The organism is Actinosynnema sp. ALI-1.44 (assembly GCF_001984155.1).
In the GTDB taxonomy this organism is placed as follows: domain Bacteria; phylum Actinomycetota; class Actinomycetes; order Mycobacteriales; family Pseudonocardiaceae; genus Kibdelosporangium.
Genome location: NZ_MTQO01000040.1, coordinates 125479 through 138757 on the forward strand (window position 1 = coordinate 125479; position 13279 = coordinate 138757).

Here is a 13279-nt window from a genome sequence, read left to right on the forward strand (position 1 = left end):
GATATTGGATCCAATTCTGGGCTAGCCTGCTCGGCATGACCCGTACTGCCCCGCTGGACCTGGTCGCGATCGACGACTTGCTCTCCGACGAGGAGCGCGCGATCCGTGACACCGTCCGCAAGTTCTGCGCCGACCGGATCCGCCCGCACCTGGCCGAGTGGTTCGAGCAGGGCGACCTGCCCGCCCGTGACCTGGCCAAGGAGATGGGCGAGCTCGGCCTGCTGGGCATGCACCTGCGGGGCTACGGCGCGGCAGGCACCAACGCGGTGTCCTACGGCCTGGCCTGTCACGAGCTCGAAGCGGCTGACTCCGGCGTCCGCAGCCTCGTCTCGGTGCAGGGTTCGCTGGCGATGTACGCGATCTACGCGTACGGCAGCGACGAGCAGAAGAACGAGTGGCTGCCCAGGATGGTCAAGGGCGAGGCGATCGGCTGCTTCGGCCTGACCGAGGCGGACTTCGGCTCCAACCCGGGCGGGATGCGCACCAACGCCCGCAAGGACGGCGACGACTGGGTGCTCAACGGCACCAAGATGTGGATCACCAACGGCTCGATCGCCGACGTCGCCGTGGTCTGGGCCCGCACCGACGAGGGCATCCGCGGCTTCGTCGTACCCACGGACAGCAAGGGGTTCTCAGCCAACACCGTGCCGGGCAAGCTCTCCCTGCGCGCGTCCGTCACCAGCGAACTCGTCCTGGAGAACGTGCGCCTGCCCGCGGACGCCGTGCTGCCCGAGAGCAAGGGTCTGTCCAGCCCGCTCGGCTGCCTCAACGAGGCCCGGTTCGGGATCGTCTTCGGCTCGATCGGCGCCGGACGGGACTGCCTGGAGGCGGCGATCGCGTACGCCGCCGACCGCGAGGTGTTCGACAAGCCGCTGTCGGCGTACCAGCTGACACAGGCCAAGCTCGCCGAAATGGCACTCGAACTGGGCAAAGGCATGCTGCTCGCGGTGCACATCGGCAGGCTGAAGGACGCGGGCACCCTCAAGCCCGAGCAGGTCAGCATGGGCAAGCTCAACAACGTCCGCGCGGCGCTGCAGATCGCCCGCGAGGCCCGCACGATCCTCGGCGCGAACGGGATCACACTCGAATACCCCGTCATGCGACATGCGAACAACCTGGAATCAGTGCTTACCTACGAGGGGACGAGTGAGGTGCACCTGCTCGTCATCGGCCAAGCGCTCACGGGCGTGGGCGCGTTCCGCTAGGCGTAGGGAGGCGTTTTCTATGGGGGCGTTGTGGCACCCGTTCTCGGACATGGGTGCGGTCACCCAGAACGGCGAGTTCGTCGTGTCCCGTGGTGAGGGTGTTTACGTCTGGGACGCTGACGGTCGCCGGTATCTCGACGCGACCGCGGGGTTGTGGTTCGTCAACGTGGGCCACGGCCGAGAGGAACTCGCCGAGGCCGCCGCAAGGCAGATGCGGGAGATCGCCGCGTACTACACGTTCGGTGACGTGGCCACACCGTCGACGATCGAGCTGGCCGACCGGCTGGCGTCGATCGCGCCGATGGCCGACGCGAAGGTGTTCCTGACCAGCGGCGGCTCGGACTCGATCGACACCGCGCTCAAGCTGGCCCGCCGTTACTGGCACGAGCAGGGCAAACCGGACAAGAACATCGTCATCGGACGCGACCGTGCCTACCACGGCACCCACGTCGGCGGCACCGCGCTGGCGGGCATCCCTGGCAACCGCGAGGGCTACGGCTCGCTGATGCAGGACGCCGCGACGGTCGCGTGGGACTCGGCCAAAGCGCTGCTCGCGGAGATCGAAAGACTCGGTGCCGACCGGATCGCGGCCTTCTTCTGCGAACCCGTGATCGGTGCGGGCGGCGTCTACCCGCCGCCGGACGGCTACCTCGCCGAAGTGCGGCAAGTGTGCCGTGACAACGACATCCTCTTCGTCGCGGACGAGGTGATCACCGGGTACGGCCGGATCGGCGGGGCCTGGTTCGCCAGCACCCGTTACGACCTCGCGCCGGACATGATCACCACGGCGAAGGGCCTCACCTCGGGATACCTGCCGATGGGTGCGGTGCTGATCGCGGGTCACGTGGCCGAACCGTTCCACCGGCCGGGCGCGGGCGTCTGGTGGCGGCACGGTTACACGTACTCGGGTCACGCCACGAGCGCGGCGGTCGCACTGGCCAACCTGGACATCGTCGAACGCGAGGACCTGCTGTCGTCGGCCGCCCGCCTGGAGTCCACATTGGACAAAGAGCTCGGTGTGCTCGCCGCGCACCCCGCTGTCGCCGAGGTGCGCAGCGGATTCGGGGCGGTCGCCGCGATCCAGATGGTCGACCCGGCCGACGCGATGAAGATGATCAAACTGCTGCGCAAGCACGGCGTGTCCGGCCGTGCGGTCGGCGCGGGCGGCCTGCAGGTCTCACCAGCGCTGACCATGACCGACAGGCAGGTCGGCGAGATGGTCGCCGGATTCGACGAAGCACTGCGAGAGCTGCAGGGGTAGCCCCGCCGCCAGCGCCCTTGAGACCGGTGCAACGAAGGCCACATTGGGTGCGGGATGTGCAACGAAGGCCACATTGGTTGCGAACGTTGCAGGGGTGACCGCCCGCCAGCGATCACCCCTGCGTTCCCTACTGCACCGTGAGGGAGTATTCGGTGCTGCCGGACTTGCCTGAGGAGTCCGTGCCGGTGATGGTGATCTTGTAGGTACCCGCCTGGAACGGCGAGATGATGGTGAGTTCCGACGTGCCGCCGGGGCTCACCGTCTGCGGGCTGAAGAACGGCTTGAACTGGGTACCCGTGGCGTCCAGCGAGATCGTGCCCTCGCCGCCGGTCACGGTGACCGTTGCCTTCAGGAAGCTGCCCGCACGCGCCGTGCCGGAACCGGGTGACACGCTGAGCTTCAGGTCACCGGTGGGTGGCCCGCCGACCGACAACGTGTAGTCGGCCGTCTTGGTCTCGCTCGTTCCCTTGCCCGACACCGTGATCCGGTGCTGACCGGCCGGGGTGGACGCCGAGGTCTCGATGGTCAGCTTGGCGTTCTGGCCGGACTGGACCTCGGTGGGCTGGAACGTCGCCTTGGCACCGGCGGGCAGACCCGAGACGCTCAGCGCGACGTTCTCCGCGCCCTGCTCACCCGCCTTGGTCGCGACGGTCGTCGACACGGACTTGCCCGGGTCGACCTGGCCGGAGGACGGCGACAGCGCCAGCGTGAACGTGCCGGGGTTCTGCCCGCCACCGATGAAACCGGTGTACAGCTGCTTGTTCGGCGAGCCGCTGCCGGGGTTGCCGACGCCGCCACTGGCGTTGTTCACCAGCGCGTCACGGACCTGCTGCGGCGTGGCGGACTGGTTGGCGGTCAGGTACAGCGCCGCCGCGCCTGCCACGTGCGGGCTGGCCATGGACGTACCGGACATCGTGGCCGAGCCGCTGTTGATCCCGGTGGACACGATGTTGCCGCCCGGCGCGAACAAGTCAAGGCACGAGCCGTAGTTGGAGAAGCTGCTACGGCCGTCGTTGCGCTCGGTCGAGCCGACGGTGATCACCTCGGGCACGCGGGCCGGTGAGGTGTTGCACGCGTCCGCGCTGCTGTTGCCAGCCGCGACCGCGACCGTGATCCCGGCCTGTACCAACGCCTTCGCCTGCGTGTCACCCACGCCGACGCTGTCCATGCCGAGGCTCATGTTGACCACGGCGGGCTTCTTGGCGTTCTTGGCCACCCACTCCATCGCGCTCACGGCCGCCGAGTCCGGCGCCGATCCGCCGCAACCGAGGGCACGCACCGCGACGATCTTGGCCTTCTTGGCCAGGCCGTACGTCTTGCCCGCGATCGTTCCGGACACGTGTGAGCCGTGGCCGTTGCAGTCCTGGGCTTCGTTGTCGTTGTCGACGAAGTCGTAGCCGTAGCTGGCACGGCCTTCCCACTCCGGGTTGGACGGCGCCACGCCGGTGTCGATCACGTACGCCGTCACGGCTTCACCCGAGTTGGCGTAGGTGTACTTGCTGTCCAGCGGCAACGCCTTCTGGTCGACGCGGTCCTGGCCCCACGACGGCGGGTTGTTCTGCGTGTCCGCGATCCGCGCGGTCCCGTCCTGGTAGACGGCCTGGACGTTCGGGTCCGCGGCGAGGCGGCGGGCCTGCGTCTCGGACAGGTCGCGGACGTGGAACCCCGAGAAGGTCAGCTTGTACTCGGACTGGATGACACCGCCGTACTTGGAACCGAGCGCCGACGCCGACGCGCCGGACTTCATCTGCACGATGTAGCTGCCGCTGACGTGGTGATCCGCTTGGACGACCGTGCCTTCCGGCTGCGCGGCGAAGGCCGGTGCCGCGCCCGCCGCCAGCAGCACGGCGGCGGAGATACCGAGAAAGACTCTCATTGCCATGCTCCTAGAAGGTGATGGACCAGCCGGTCAGGACACCGGTGTCGAACTTGTAGATGTCACGCGCCCGCAGCTGCCAGCGGCCGTTGGCGTTCTCGCTGGCGGCGTTCACGGTGAACGTGGCGTGGATCCCGCCCGCTTCACCGATTCCGCGTGGTGTGTGCAGCGGGTACACGGCGCCGCTCGGCCCGATCAGGTCGACGGCGAGGTCCGCGGTGTACGTGTGGTCGATGTCGACCTTCACCGGCAGGCTCGCCGACGCGCGCCCGTCGCAGCCGCTGTTGTCGATGGTGCTGGTGACCGCGTCCCCGGCGTCCGGAATGGACACGTCGGTGTCGTTGGTCTTCGCGCCGCAACCGGGCGGCGGGCCGCCGCTGCCGATGAACTCGGTGTTCAGCAGCTTGTTCGGCGAGCCGGAGCCGACGTTCTTCAGCACACCGTTCGTGGCGTTGTTGACGAGTGCGTCACGGACCTGGGCTGGCGTGTAGGTCGGGTTGGCGGTCAACACGAGCGCCGACACACCGGCGACGTGTGGCGTCGCCATCGACGTCCCGGACATCTGGGCGGTACCACCGCCGTTGCGCGTCGATGTGATGTTGGATCCCGGGCCGAAGATGTCGACGCAGGTGCCGATGTTCGAGAAGGACGAGCGGTTGTCGGCGTTGTCGGTCGAGCCGACCGTGATCGCCTCGGGCGTACGGGCGGGCGAGGTGTTGCACGCGTTGGCGCCGTTGTCGTTGCCTGCCGCGACCGCGTTGACGAACCCGGCCTGCACCGCGCGCTTGACCGCCTCGTCCACTGAGGACTGCGCCTGGCCGCCGAGGCTCATGTTCAGCACACCCGGCTTCTTGCCGTTCTTGGCCACCCAGTCGATGCCGCTGATGACCTGCGACCACTGACCCTGGCCCGAGCAGTTGAGCACGCGCACCGCGACGATGTCGACGTTCTTGGCCACGCCGTAGGTCGCGCTGCCGACGGTGCCTGCCACGTGCGTGCCGTGGCCCTGGCAGTCGGCGGCGTCCGAGTCGTTGTCGATGAAGTCGTAGCCGCTCTTGGCCCGTCCGCCGAACTCCGGGTGCGCGAAGTGGACACCGGTGTCCACCACGTACACCGTGGCGCCGTCGCCCTTGTTGGCGTACGTGTACTTGGTGTCCAGCGGCAGGTTCTTCTGGTCGATCCGGTCGATGCCCCAGGTCGCGTTGTTCTGGGTGTCCGACATCCGGGCGATGCCATCCGGTGCCACGGAGGCGACGCGCGGGTCGGCGGCCAGCGTGCGTGCCTCGGCCGCGGTCAGCCGCGCGGCGAAGCCGCCCAGCGCGGTGTACTCCCGGTCGGCGGCGAAGCTGCTGGTCAGGGAGCTGACGGAAGCGCCGGGCTTCAGCATGACGATGTAGCTGCTCTCGGCTGCGGGTGCCGCTGTGGCGGGTAGGCCGCTGACGAGCGCGGCCAGCCCCACAGCGAGTATTGCCCCTCGCATGAGTGCTCCGTTTCGGTTGCAGGGATGTCCGAGCACCATCCGGCGACCCGTACCTATGGAACAACCGAGGTAGCGTTCAGTAGGGGTACTTATCTTTTGACGCAAGATCGCCCCGAAAGACGGTTCCGTTCAGTGGTACGCGTTCCCTACGCTGCGAAAATGACCTCACCAGTGTTGGTGGGACGCGGCGAGGAACTGGCCCTGCTCACCGCGGCCGTCGGGAACGCGCCCTCGGTGGCGTTCGTCGAAGGTGAGGAGGGCGTGGGCAAGACGCGCCTGGTCGCGGAGCTGTCCGGCAGCGTGGTGGGCCACTGCCAGCCGTTGCGCGACCCGTTCCCGTACGGCGTGATCTTCGAATGCCTCGGTGCCTGCGCGGACAAGCTGACCGGGCGGCTCGGTGCGATCACCGGCGCGTTGCGGCCGTACCTGCCCGAACTGGCCGACCGGCTGCCGCCGACGCCCGAGCCGCTCGGGGACCCGGCGGCCGAGCGGCACCGGCTGTTCCGCGCGATCCGTGACCTGATCACCGCCATGGGCAGGCTGACCCTGGTCATCGAGGACATCCACTGGGCCGACGAGGGCACCCGCCAGCTGCTGAGGTTCGTGCTGACCAACCAGCCGCCCGAGTTGTCGCTGGTGCTGACCTACCGGCGGGAGGACCTGCCGGGCGGGACCACGTTGGGCCGGGCGTTCCGGCCACAGCACAGCACGCACATCGTGTTGCGGCCGTTGGACACCAACGGTGTGCGTGACCTGGCCGAAGCGATCCTGAGCAGGCCGGTCACCCCGGAGTTCGCCACGACGCTGCACAAGCGCACGGCCGGGATCCCGTTCGTCGTCGAGGAGACGATGCACGCGCTGAGCAATCCGAAGGCGGGCAACCCGGACGCGCGCCTGCTGGACACCGTAGAAGTCCCGGCTTCGCTGCGGGAAGCCATGATCGAACGGTTGGACGGCCTGCCGACGATCGCGCGCGGCATCGCCGAGGCCGCCGCCGTACTGGGCGTGCCCGCCGGGATCGACGGGTTGAGCGCGATCGCCGTCGAGACGCAGGCCCGTACCCAGCAGGCGACGATGAAGCTGCTCGAAGCGGGCGTGCTGATCGAACCGGTCGAGAACAAGTACGGCTACCGGCACGCACTCGCGCGCCGGACCGTCTACGAGTCACTGCCCGGTCCGCGCCGCCAGGAGCTGCACCTGCGCTCGGCGCGTGTGCTGTCCCGGCTGGACCCGACCCCGCTCGTGCAGGTCGCCGAGCACTGCCGACGCGCGGGCCTGATCCAGGAATGGCTGCGTTACGGCGAACAAGCCGCGGACGCCGCCATGGACGCCGGTGACGCGTCCACCGCGATCGAGCTGCGCTGCGCGCTGGTGTCCGAGCCTGATGTGCCCGCCGCGGATGTCGACCGGCTGGCCACGAAACTGTGCCAGGACGCGTTGACCGGGCTGCACCAGCACGAGGTGACCGCCCAGTTCGAACGCCTGCTCGCCGACCAGCGCCTGTCCGAGGAGGTCCGCGGTGAGGTCCAGCTCGGCCTCGGCCTGATCCTGGTCAGGGGCTGCGACGAGATCGACCGCGGCCGCGCGGAGATCGAGATGGCGTTGCCCGCGTTGGCGCGCCGCCCGGACCGGTTGCTGCGCGGGATGGCCGTGCTGGCGATGCCGTACCTCGGCACCGCGCCGCTGACCGAGCACCTGACCTGGCTGCGGAAGGTCGAACAGCAGGGGTTGCCCGAGTCGCCGTCGATGCGGATCGCGTTGCTGGCCAACATCCTCGGTGCCCGGATCCACATCGAGGGCGCGATCGGCTCGGTGACCACGCCGCAGGCCGACGACCCGGAGAGCACTCGGCAGCTGGCGCGGCTGTACAACAACGTCGCGGACTCGTACTCCTGGGTCGGGCACTACCGCTGGGCGGCGAAGTACCTGCGCACCGGCCTCGACCTGGCGGCCAGGTCGGGGGCGCCCTACGTGGTCGGAACCGGTGAGGCCACCAGGATCCGGCTGGACTGGCTGGCCGGTGAATGGTCCGGTCTGGACGAACGAGCCCGCCAGCTGACCGAGGTCTACGAACACCTGCACCCGGTGGTCACCGAGCTGTGCCTGGTGCGCGGCTGGCTGGCCACGGCACAGGGCGACTGGGGCTGCGCGGTGGAGTGCTTCCGGAGCACCGGCCTCGACGCCCCGGAGAAGGCGATCGCCCCGGCGGTCATCGCCGCGTTCGGCGGGATGGTGACGCTGCTGCTGGCCCGCGCGGACCCGGAAGCGGCCGTCCGCGAGGCGGACACCGGGGCGCAAGTGCTGCGCCGCAAGGGAATCTGGTCGTGGGCGGGCGAGTTCGCGCCGCAGGCCGTCGAGGCGTACCTCAAGGTCGGCCGGGTGGCCGACGCGCAGGCGCTGACCAGTGAATTCGAGAGCGGTCTTGTCTCTGTGGACGCTCCGCTGGCTCGGGCGGCGCTCGCGGTCTGCCGTGCCCACCTCGGCTACGAGAGCTACGAGACACCGCGACGGCTGTACGAGGCCCTCGGCCAGCCCTATCGCGTCACGCAACTGGCCGAACGGCTCGCGCACACCCCGGAGGACCTCAACGACCTGGCCGTCCAGTACGAGGCCATCGGGGCGACCACGGACGCGGCGCGGTGCCGTCACATCATCAGGACCAGCGGTGGCCCCATCCCCTCCCGCAGGGGCCGCCGCGGATACGGCAACGAACTCTCCCCCCGTGAGCACGACGTCGCCAGGTTGTTGGCGGCCGGTCAGACCAACCGCCAGATCGCCTCCGCCCTGTTCCTCTCGCGCCGCACGGTCGAGCAGCACGTCGCGAACATCCTGCGCAAGCTGGGCGTCAGCTCTCGGCAGGACCTGCTTTCTTGAACGTGTCCGCGATCGTCGTGACCAGCCAGATCCCGGCGATGACGGACATGAAGGGGATGGTGCCCTGCCACAGTGCGGTGGTGTGGTCGGGCGTGCTGACGACGAAGATCAGGAACACCATCACACCGCACGCGATGGCGTACGCGATCATGAACTTGCCCCACTCACGCCACTCGTAACGCACACGCTCGGGCCCGGACTTGGGCTTGCGCCACGGCGGCGGGCCACCGGCGAACTTGTGCGCGAACCGCTGGTCGGCCCAGCGGATCATGCTGTGTCCGAACGCGACGCTCACCCCGAGGTAGATCGCGGCGAGGCCGTGGACGTTGTCGGCCAGCCCGCCGTCGGCGAGGTCGACCACGGTCGCCGCGAGCAGCACCACGTCCACCAGCGGGACACAGATCAGCAGTACGGTGCTGGTCCGCTGCCAGCGGAAGACGTACCTGGCCACCAGTGCGGCGAGGAGCACCACCCAGAAGCCGATCTCGCACGCCACGATCAACATGAACATGCTGTAAGCCTGCGTGAGCGGCGCCGGGAAAACGTCAGACGGCCGTACGGCCCGTGGTCATCCCTTCGTACGACCTGGGCCGGGGGAAACTGTGCTGAGATTGTGGGGTGATCCTGACCTCGTGGGTCCGGCGCTACCGGCCACGTCCCTGGTGGGACGTGTTCGTCGCGCTGTGCTTCTTCGGGGTCGCGCTGGTGCTGTACGCCTCGGACCTGTACGCGATCTCGCCTGCGAACCAGCTCCCGCTGTGGGTCCTGATCAGCCAGTCGGGCCTGCTGTGCGTCGCGCAGATGTTCCGCCGCAAGGCGCCGCTGGCGATGCTCGCGATCGCGACCGGCATCCTGCTGACCGACCTGGCGTACAACCTGACCCTCCCGGTGATGATGGTCTTCGTCGACCTGCTGTTCAACGCGACGCTGAGCACGACCCGGCGGGCGAGCCGGATGATCCTGGCGACCGCGATCACCATCGTGGTCGCGATCTCGATCGTGGTCGGTATCCTCTCCAGGGACTGGCGGCAGGGTTTCTTCGCGTTCCAGGGCGTCTCCAGCCTGCTGATCATCCCGGTCTGGTGGTCGTTCAACATCCGCCAGCACGACGAGCTCCTGCAGGCGGAACGGGAGAACTCGCGGCAGCTGCGCCGGATCGCGGAGCTGGACAGGCGGACAGCGGTCGCGGCGGAACGCGGCCAGATGGCCCGTGACCTGCACGATGTCGTGGCCGGGCACCTCTCGGCGATCGCGATCCAGTCCGAGGCGCTGCTCACGATGGCCGACCGCGACCCGGATCTGGTCCGCACGGTGCTGAAGTCGGTCCGGGAGAACAGCATCCAGTCGCTGGCGGAGATGCGCGCGATGATCGACGTACTCCGCACCGACGGCGGTGCGGACGACCCGAGGACGGCACCGGCCCGGCTGGCCGAACTGGACAGACTGGTGGACTCGGCGCGGGCGGGCGGCCTCGCGCTGGACGTGCACAGGGCCGTGGACGGCGAGTTGCCGGTGGCGGTCGACCTGGCGGCGTACCGGATCATCCAGGAGGCGCTGACGAACGCGCTGAAGCACTCCGGCGGCGGTGGCGCCACCGTCGACGTGCGCGTGGTGGCAGGTCAGCTGATCATCGAGGTCGTCAACGACCTGAGCAAGACCGCCGCGGCGGGGGACGGGACGGGAACCGGGCTGGTGAGCATGCGTGAACGCGCCCACGCGGTCGGCGGCGATTTCGAGGCGGGCCCGTGGTCGGGCGGCTGGCGGGTGAGGGCAGCACTGCCCATGGGAGGAACGGCGAGTTGATTCGGGTACTGGTCGCGGACGACCACGCGGCGATCCGGGCGGGACTGGTCCTGATCCTGTCCGGATCGGACGGGATCGAGGTGGTCGGCGAGGCGGGGGACGGCGCGGCGGCGGTGCGGATGGCGCGCGCCCTCAAGCCGGACGTGGTCCTGATGGACGTCCGGATGCCGGGGATGGACGGGATCGAGGCGACCAGGGAACTGGTCCGCGACGGTGTGTGCGACGTGCTCGTGCTGACCACGTTCGACCTGGACGAGTACGTCCACGGGGCGTTGCGCGCGGGTGCGGCGGGGTTCCTGCTGAAGTCGGTGGAGGCGCCGCGGCTGATCGAGTCGATCCGGCTGGTGGCGGCCGGTGACGGCGTGATCGAGCCGAAGGTGACCCGCAGGCTGCTGACGGCGTTCGCGGCGAACGCCCCGAAGCCGGTGAAGCAGGCCCCCGGCCTCGACCAGCTGACCGAGCGGGAGCGCGAGGTGCTGATCTGCCTCGGCGAGGGGCTGTCGAACCAGCAGATCGGCCGCAAGCTCTTCATCGGCGAGACGACCGTGAAGACACACGTGTCCCGCGTGCTGACCAAACTGGACCTGAGGTCACGTGTTCAGGCGGCGATCCTCGCCCAGGACGCCGGGCTCGTACCGGAATGACCGCGCTTTCCCGTGTCACAGCGTGAGACGGACGCTGACGCAGCGTGACGAATTCGTCCAATAGGTGCTGAAGTGTTCGTGACGGCGGTTCGACGGGTGTTACTTGCCGACCACATGGTGAGATGATGCGTGACCAGGCGTGGGCCCCGCCTAAGGTCCGTGCTGGTCACCCGAACAGCCGACTACGGAAGGTGCCGTGTCCGACCCCTTACCGCTTGGCGGCGACGTCTCGCCGGGTGCCGCGCGTTCGCTCCCGGCTGCTCTCCTGCGCGCTGTCCGCCGCGACACATGGACGTTCACCTGCGCGATCATCGCCGTCGCCATCGTGCTGCTCGCTGTCGGCGCCGATCTGTGGGTGGCGATCGAGGGGCAGGACCTGGAACCTGATCTCGCCGTCCTTGGTCCGAACGGGCTACCCGCCGGGTCACTCGGTGGTGTCAGTGGTGACCACTGGTTCGGCGTCCAGCCCTTGAACGGCATCGACCTGTTCGCGCTCGTCGCGTACGGCGCGCGGGTGTCGCTGCTGGTCGGTCTCGGCGCGACGCTCCTCGCGACTGTCCTCGGTGTCCTGATCGGCGCCAGTGCCGGCTACATCGGCGGCTGGTGGGACCGGGTCGTGTCCTGGTCGTCCGACGTGATCCTCGGTTTCCCGTCGCTGATCTTCATGATCGCGCTCGGCGCCGTCGCCCCGATCGAGTTCCCCCGCCAGCTGCTGCTGATCGTCGTGCTCGGGCTGTTCGGCTGGCCGAGAGTGGCGCGGATCGTCCGTGCCCAGGTGCTGAGTCTCGGCAAACGCAACTTCGTCGCGGCGTCCAAAGTGATGGGTGGTGGCACGTGGCACGTTTTCGTCAAGCAGTTGCTGCCCAACCTGTGGGCGCCGATCATCATCGTGTCCAGCCTGACGATCCCGTCCATGATCGGCAACGAGGCCGCGCTGTCGTTCCTCGGCGCCGGTGTCCTCCCGCCGACCCCGAGCTGGGGCCGGACGATCTCGGACGCGATCGACTTCTTCGAGACCGACCCGATGTACCTGATCTTCCCCGGGCTGATGCTGTTCCTGATCACGTTGGCGTTCAACGTCATCGGTGACAGCATCCGGGACGAGCTCGATCCGAAGTCGAAGGGCCGTGGCTGATGCGCGCCGTCAAATTCGTGGCAGGCCGGTTCGCGGGCATGGTCCTGGTGCTGCTGATCGTCTCGTTCATCACGTTCGTGGTCTTCTACGTCCTGCCGTCCGAACCGGCGCAGCTGGCGTGCGGACGTCCGTGCTCGCCGCAGGCGCTCGAACTCGCGCGCGAGTTCATGGGCTACAACGTGCCCTGGTACCAGCAGTACTTCGACTTCATCGGCGGCATCTTCGGCGGCCGGACGTTCGGCACGGGACAAGCCGCGATCGAGTGCTCGGCGCCGTGCTTCGGTTACGACTTCCAGAACAACGCCGACGTGCTCGACGAGATCCTCAGCCGCGTCGAGGTCAGCGTCTCGGTCGCCATCGGCGCCGCGATCATCTGGTTGATCACCGGCGTGGGGCTCGGTGTCGTGTCGGCGCTCAAGCGCGGCACACCGCTCGACCGGATCACCATGGCGGTGGCCATGGCCGGGGTGTCGATGCCCGCGTACCTCGCGGGGATGCTCGGCATCACGATCTTCGCGTTCGGACTCGACGTCGTCCCGAAGAACGGCTACGTGCCCATCGGCGAGGACGTCGCGCAGTGGGCGTGGCACCTGGTGACGCCGTGGCTCGTGCTGGCGTTCCTGCACGCGGCGATCTACGCGAGGCTGACCAGGGGCCAGATGCTGGAAACCCTCGGCGAGGACTTCATCCGCACGGCACGCGCGAAGGGCCTGACCGAACGCAAGGTCGTCGGCAGGCACGCGTTGCGCAACGTCCTGCTGCCGGTGGTGACGGTGTTCGGTGTGGACCTCGGTCTGCTGCTGGCCGGAACCGTGATCACCGAGCGGATCTTCAGCATGCCGGGCGTCGGCATGCTGCTCGTCGACTCGATCCGCAGCCTCAACCTGCCGATCCTGCTCGGCGTCACGCTGTTCGCGGCGTTGGCGGTCACGCTCGTCAACTTCCTCGTGGACCTGTTTTACGGCGTGCTCGACCCACGGGCACGGCTGACATGAAGGGGA

General features: G+C 68.6%; 10 protein-coding genes. 7 read left to right on the top strand and 3 right to left on the bottom strand.

Features of this window, described 5'->3' with window-relative positions; genetic code table 11:
• The first annotated feature begins 35 nt into the window (after window positions 1-35).
• Together ALI144C_RS14620 and ALI144C_RS14625 are read left to right on the top strand one after the other, a co-directional pair.
• Complete coding sequence (locus ALI144C_RS14620; RefSeq protein WP_076987633.1) at window positions 36-1205, top strand: acyl-CoA dehydrogenase family protein; 1170 nt, start codon at window positions 36-38, stop codon at window positions 1203-1205.
• Window positions 1206-1224: 19 nt separating this feature from the next.
• Complete coding sequence (locus tag ALI144C_RS14625) at window positions 1225-2466, top strand: aminotransferase family protein (protein ID WP_076987634.1); 1242 nt, start codon at window positions 1225-1227, stop codon at window positions 2464-2466.
• A gap of 127 nt (window positions 2467-2593) precedes the next feature.
• Here ALI144C_RS14625 and ALI144C_RS14630 read toward each other — a convergent pair whose 3' ends face one another.
• Both ALI144C_RS14630 and ALI144C_RS14635 read right to left on the bottom strand, forming a co-directional pair.
• Entirely contained in the window at window positions 2594-4342 is a 1749-nt protein-coding gene (locus tag ALI144C_RS14630) for a S8 family serine peptidase (protein WP_330359587.1), read from the bottom strand.
• A 10-nt stretch (window positions 4343-4352) separates the two neighbouring features.
• A complete protein-coding gene (locus ALI144C_RS14635) occupies window positions 4353-5822 on the bottom strand; it encodes a S8 family peptidase (protein ID WP_076987636.1) in 1470 nt (489 codons plus the stop codon).
• A 159-nt stretch (window positions 5823-5981) separates the two neighbouring features.
• On the opposite strand from ALI144C_RS14635, the gene ALI144C_RS14640 reads away from it, so the two are divergent.
• On the top strand, window positions 5982-8696 hold the full coding sequence (locus ALI144C_RS14640) for an ATP-binding protein (protein ID WP_076987637.1): 2715 nt from the start codon (window positions 5982-5984) through the stop codon (window positions 8694-8696).
• Here ALI144C_RS14640 and ALI144C_RS14645 read toward each other — a convergent pair.
• Window positions 8668-9207: a hypothetical protein gene (locus tag ALI144C_RS14645; RefSeq protein WP_076987638.1), complete on the bottom strand. Its 540-nt coding sequence runs from the start codon at window positions 9205-9207 to the stop codon at window positions 8668-8670. The two genes, ALI144C_RS14640 and ALI144C_RS14645, sit on opposite strands and share 29 nt — an antisense overlap.
• 107 nt (window positions 9208-9314) lie before the next feature.
• Here ALI144C_RS14645 and ALI144C_RS14650 point away from each other — a divergent pair, with 107 nt between their 5' ends.
• The 4 genes from ALI144C_RS14650 to ALI144C_RS14665 all read left to right on the top strand — a co-directional run bounded on the left by ALI144C_RS14650 (window position 9315) and on the right by ALI144C_RS14665 (window position 13273).
• Window positions 9315-10499 (top strand): sensor histidine kinase, encoded by a 1185-nt coding sequence (locus ALI144C_RS14650; protein WP_076987639.1) that lies wholly within the window; start codon window positions 9315-9317, stop codon window positions 10497-10499.
• Window positions 10496-11143, top strand: a complete 648-nt coding sequence (locus ALI144C_RS14655) for a response regulator (RefSeq protein WP_076987640.1) — start codon at window positions 10496-10498, stop codon at window positions 11141-11143. The genes ALI144C_RS14650 and ALI144C_RS14655 overlap by 4 nt, the downstream gene beginning before the upstream one ends.
• 196 nt (window positions 11144-11339) lie before the next feature.
• Entirely contained in the window at window positions 11340-12278 is a 939-nt protein-coding gene (locus tag ALI144C_RS14660) for an ABC transporter permease (protein WP_076987641.1), read from the top strand.
• Window positions 12278-13273 carry an ABC transporter permease gene (locus tag ALI144C_RS14665; protein WP_076987642.1) on the top strand — a complete coding sequence of 332 codons (996 nt, stop codon included), beginning with the start codon at window positions 12278-12280 and terminating at the stop codon, window positions 13271-13273. The genes ALI144C_RS14660 and ALI144C_RS14665 overlap by 1 nt, the downstream gene beginning before the upstream one ends.
• Window positions 13274-13279 lie beyond the last annotated feature (6 nt).

What these genes read in the sequence shown, in the direction of transcription:
- ALI144C_RS14620 (WP_076987633.1), top strand. Translation starts at nt 36, where the DNA reads ATGACCCGTACTGCCCCGCTGGACCTGGTCGCGATCGACGACTTGCTC.
- ALI144C_RS14625 (WP_076987634.1), top strand. Translation starts at nt 1,225, where the DNA reads ATGGGGGCGTTGTGGCACCCGTTCTCGGACATGGGTGCGGTCACCCAG.
- ALI144C_RS14630 (WP_330359587.1), bottom strand. Translation starts at nt 4,342, where the DNA reads ATGAGAGTCTTTCTCGGTATCTCCGCCGCCGTGCTGCTGGCGGCGGGC.
- ALI144C_RS14635 (WP_076987636.1), bottom strand. Translation starts at nt 5,822, where the DNA reads ATGCGAGGGGCAATACTCGCTGTGGGGCTGGCCGCGCTCGTCAGCGGC.
- ALI144C_RS14640 (WP_076987637.1), top strand. Translation starts at nt 5,982, where the DNA reads ATGACCTCACCAGTGTTGGTGGGACGCGGCGAGGAACTGGCCCTGCTC.
- ALI144C_RS14645 (WP_076987638.1), bottom strand. Translation starts at nt 9,207, where the DNA reads ATGTTCATGTTGATCGTGGCGTGCGAGATCGGCTTCTGGGTGGTGCTC.
- ALI144C_RS14665 (WP_076987642.1), top strand. Translation starts at nt 12,278, where the DNA reads ATGCGCGCCGTCAAATTCGTGGCAGGCCGGTTCGCGGGCATGGTCCTG.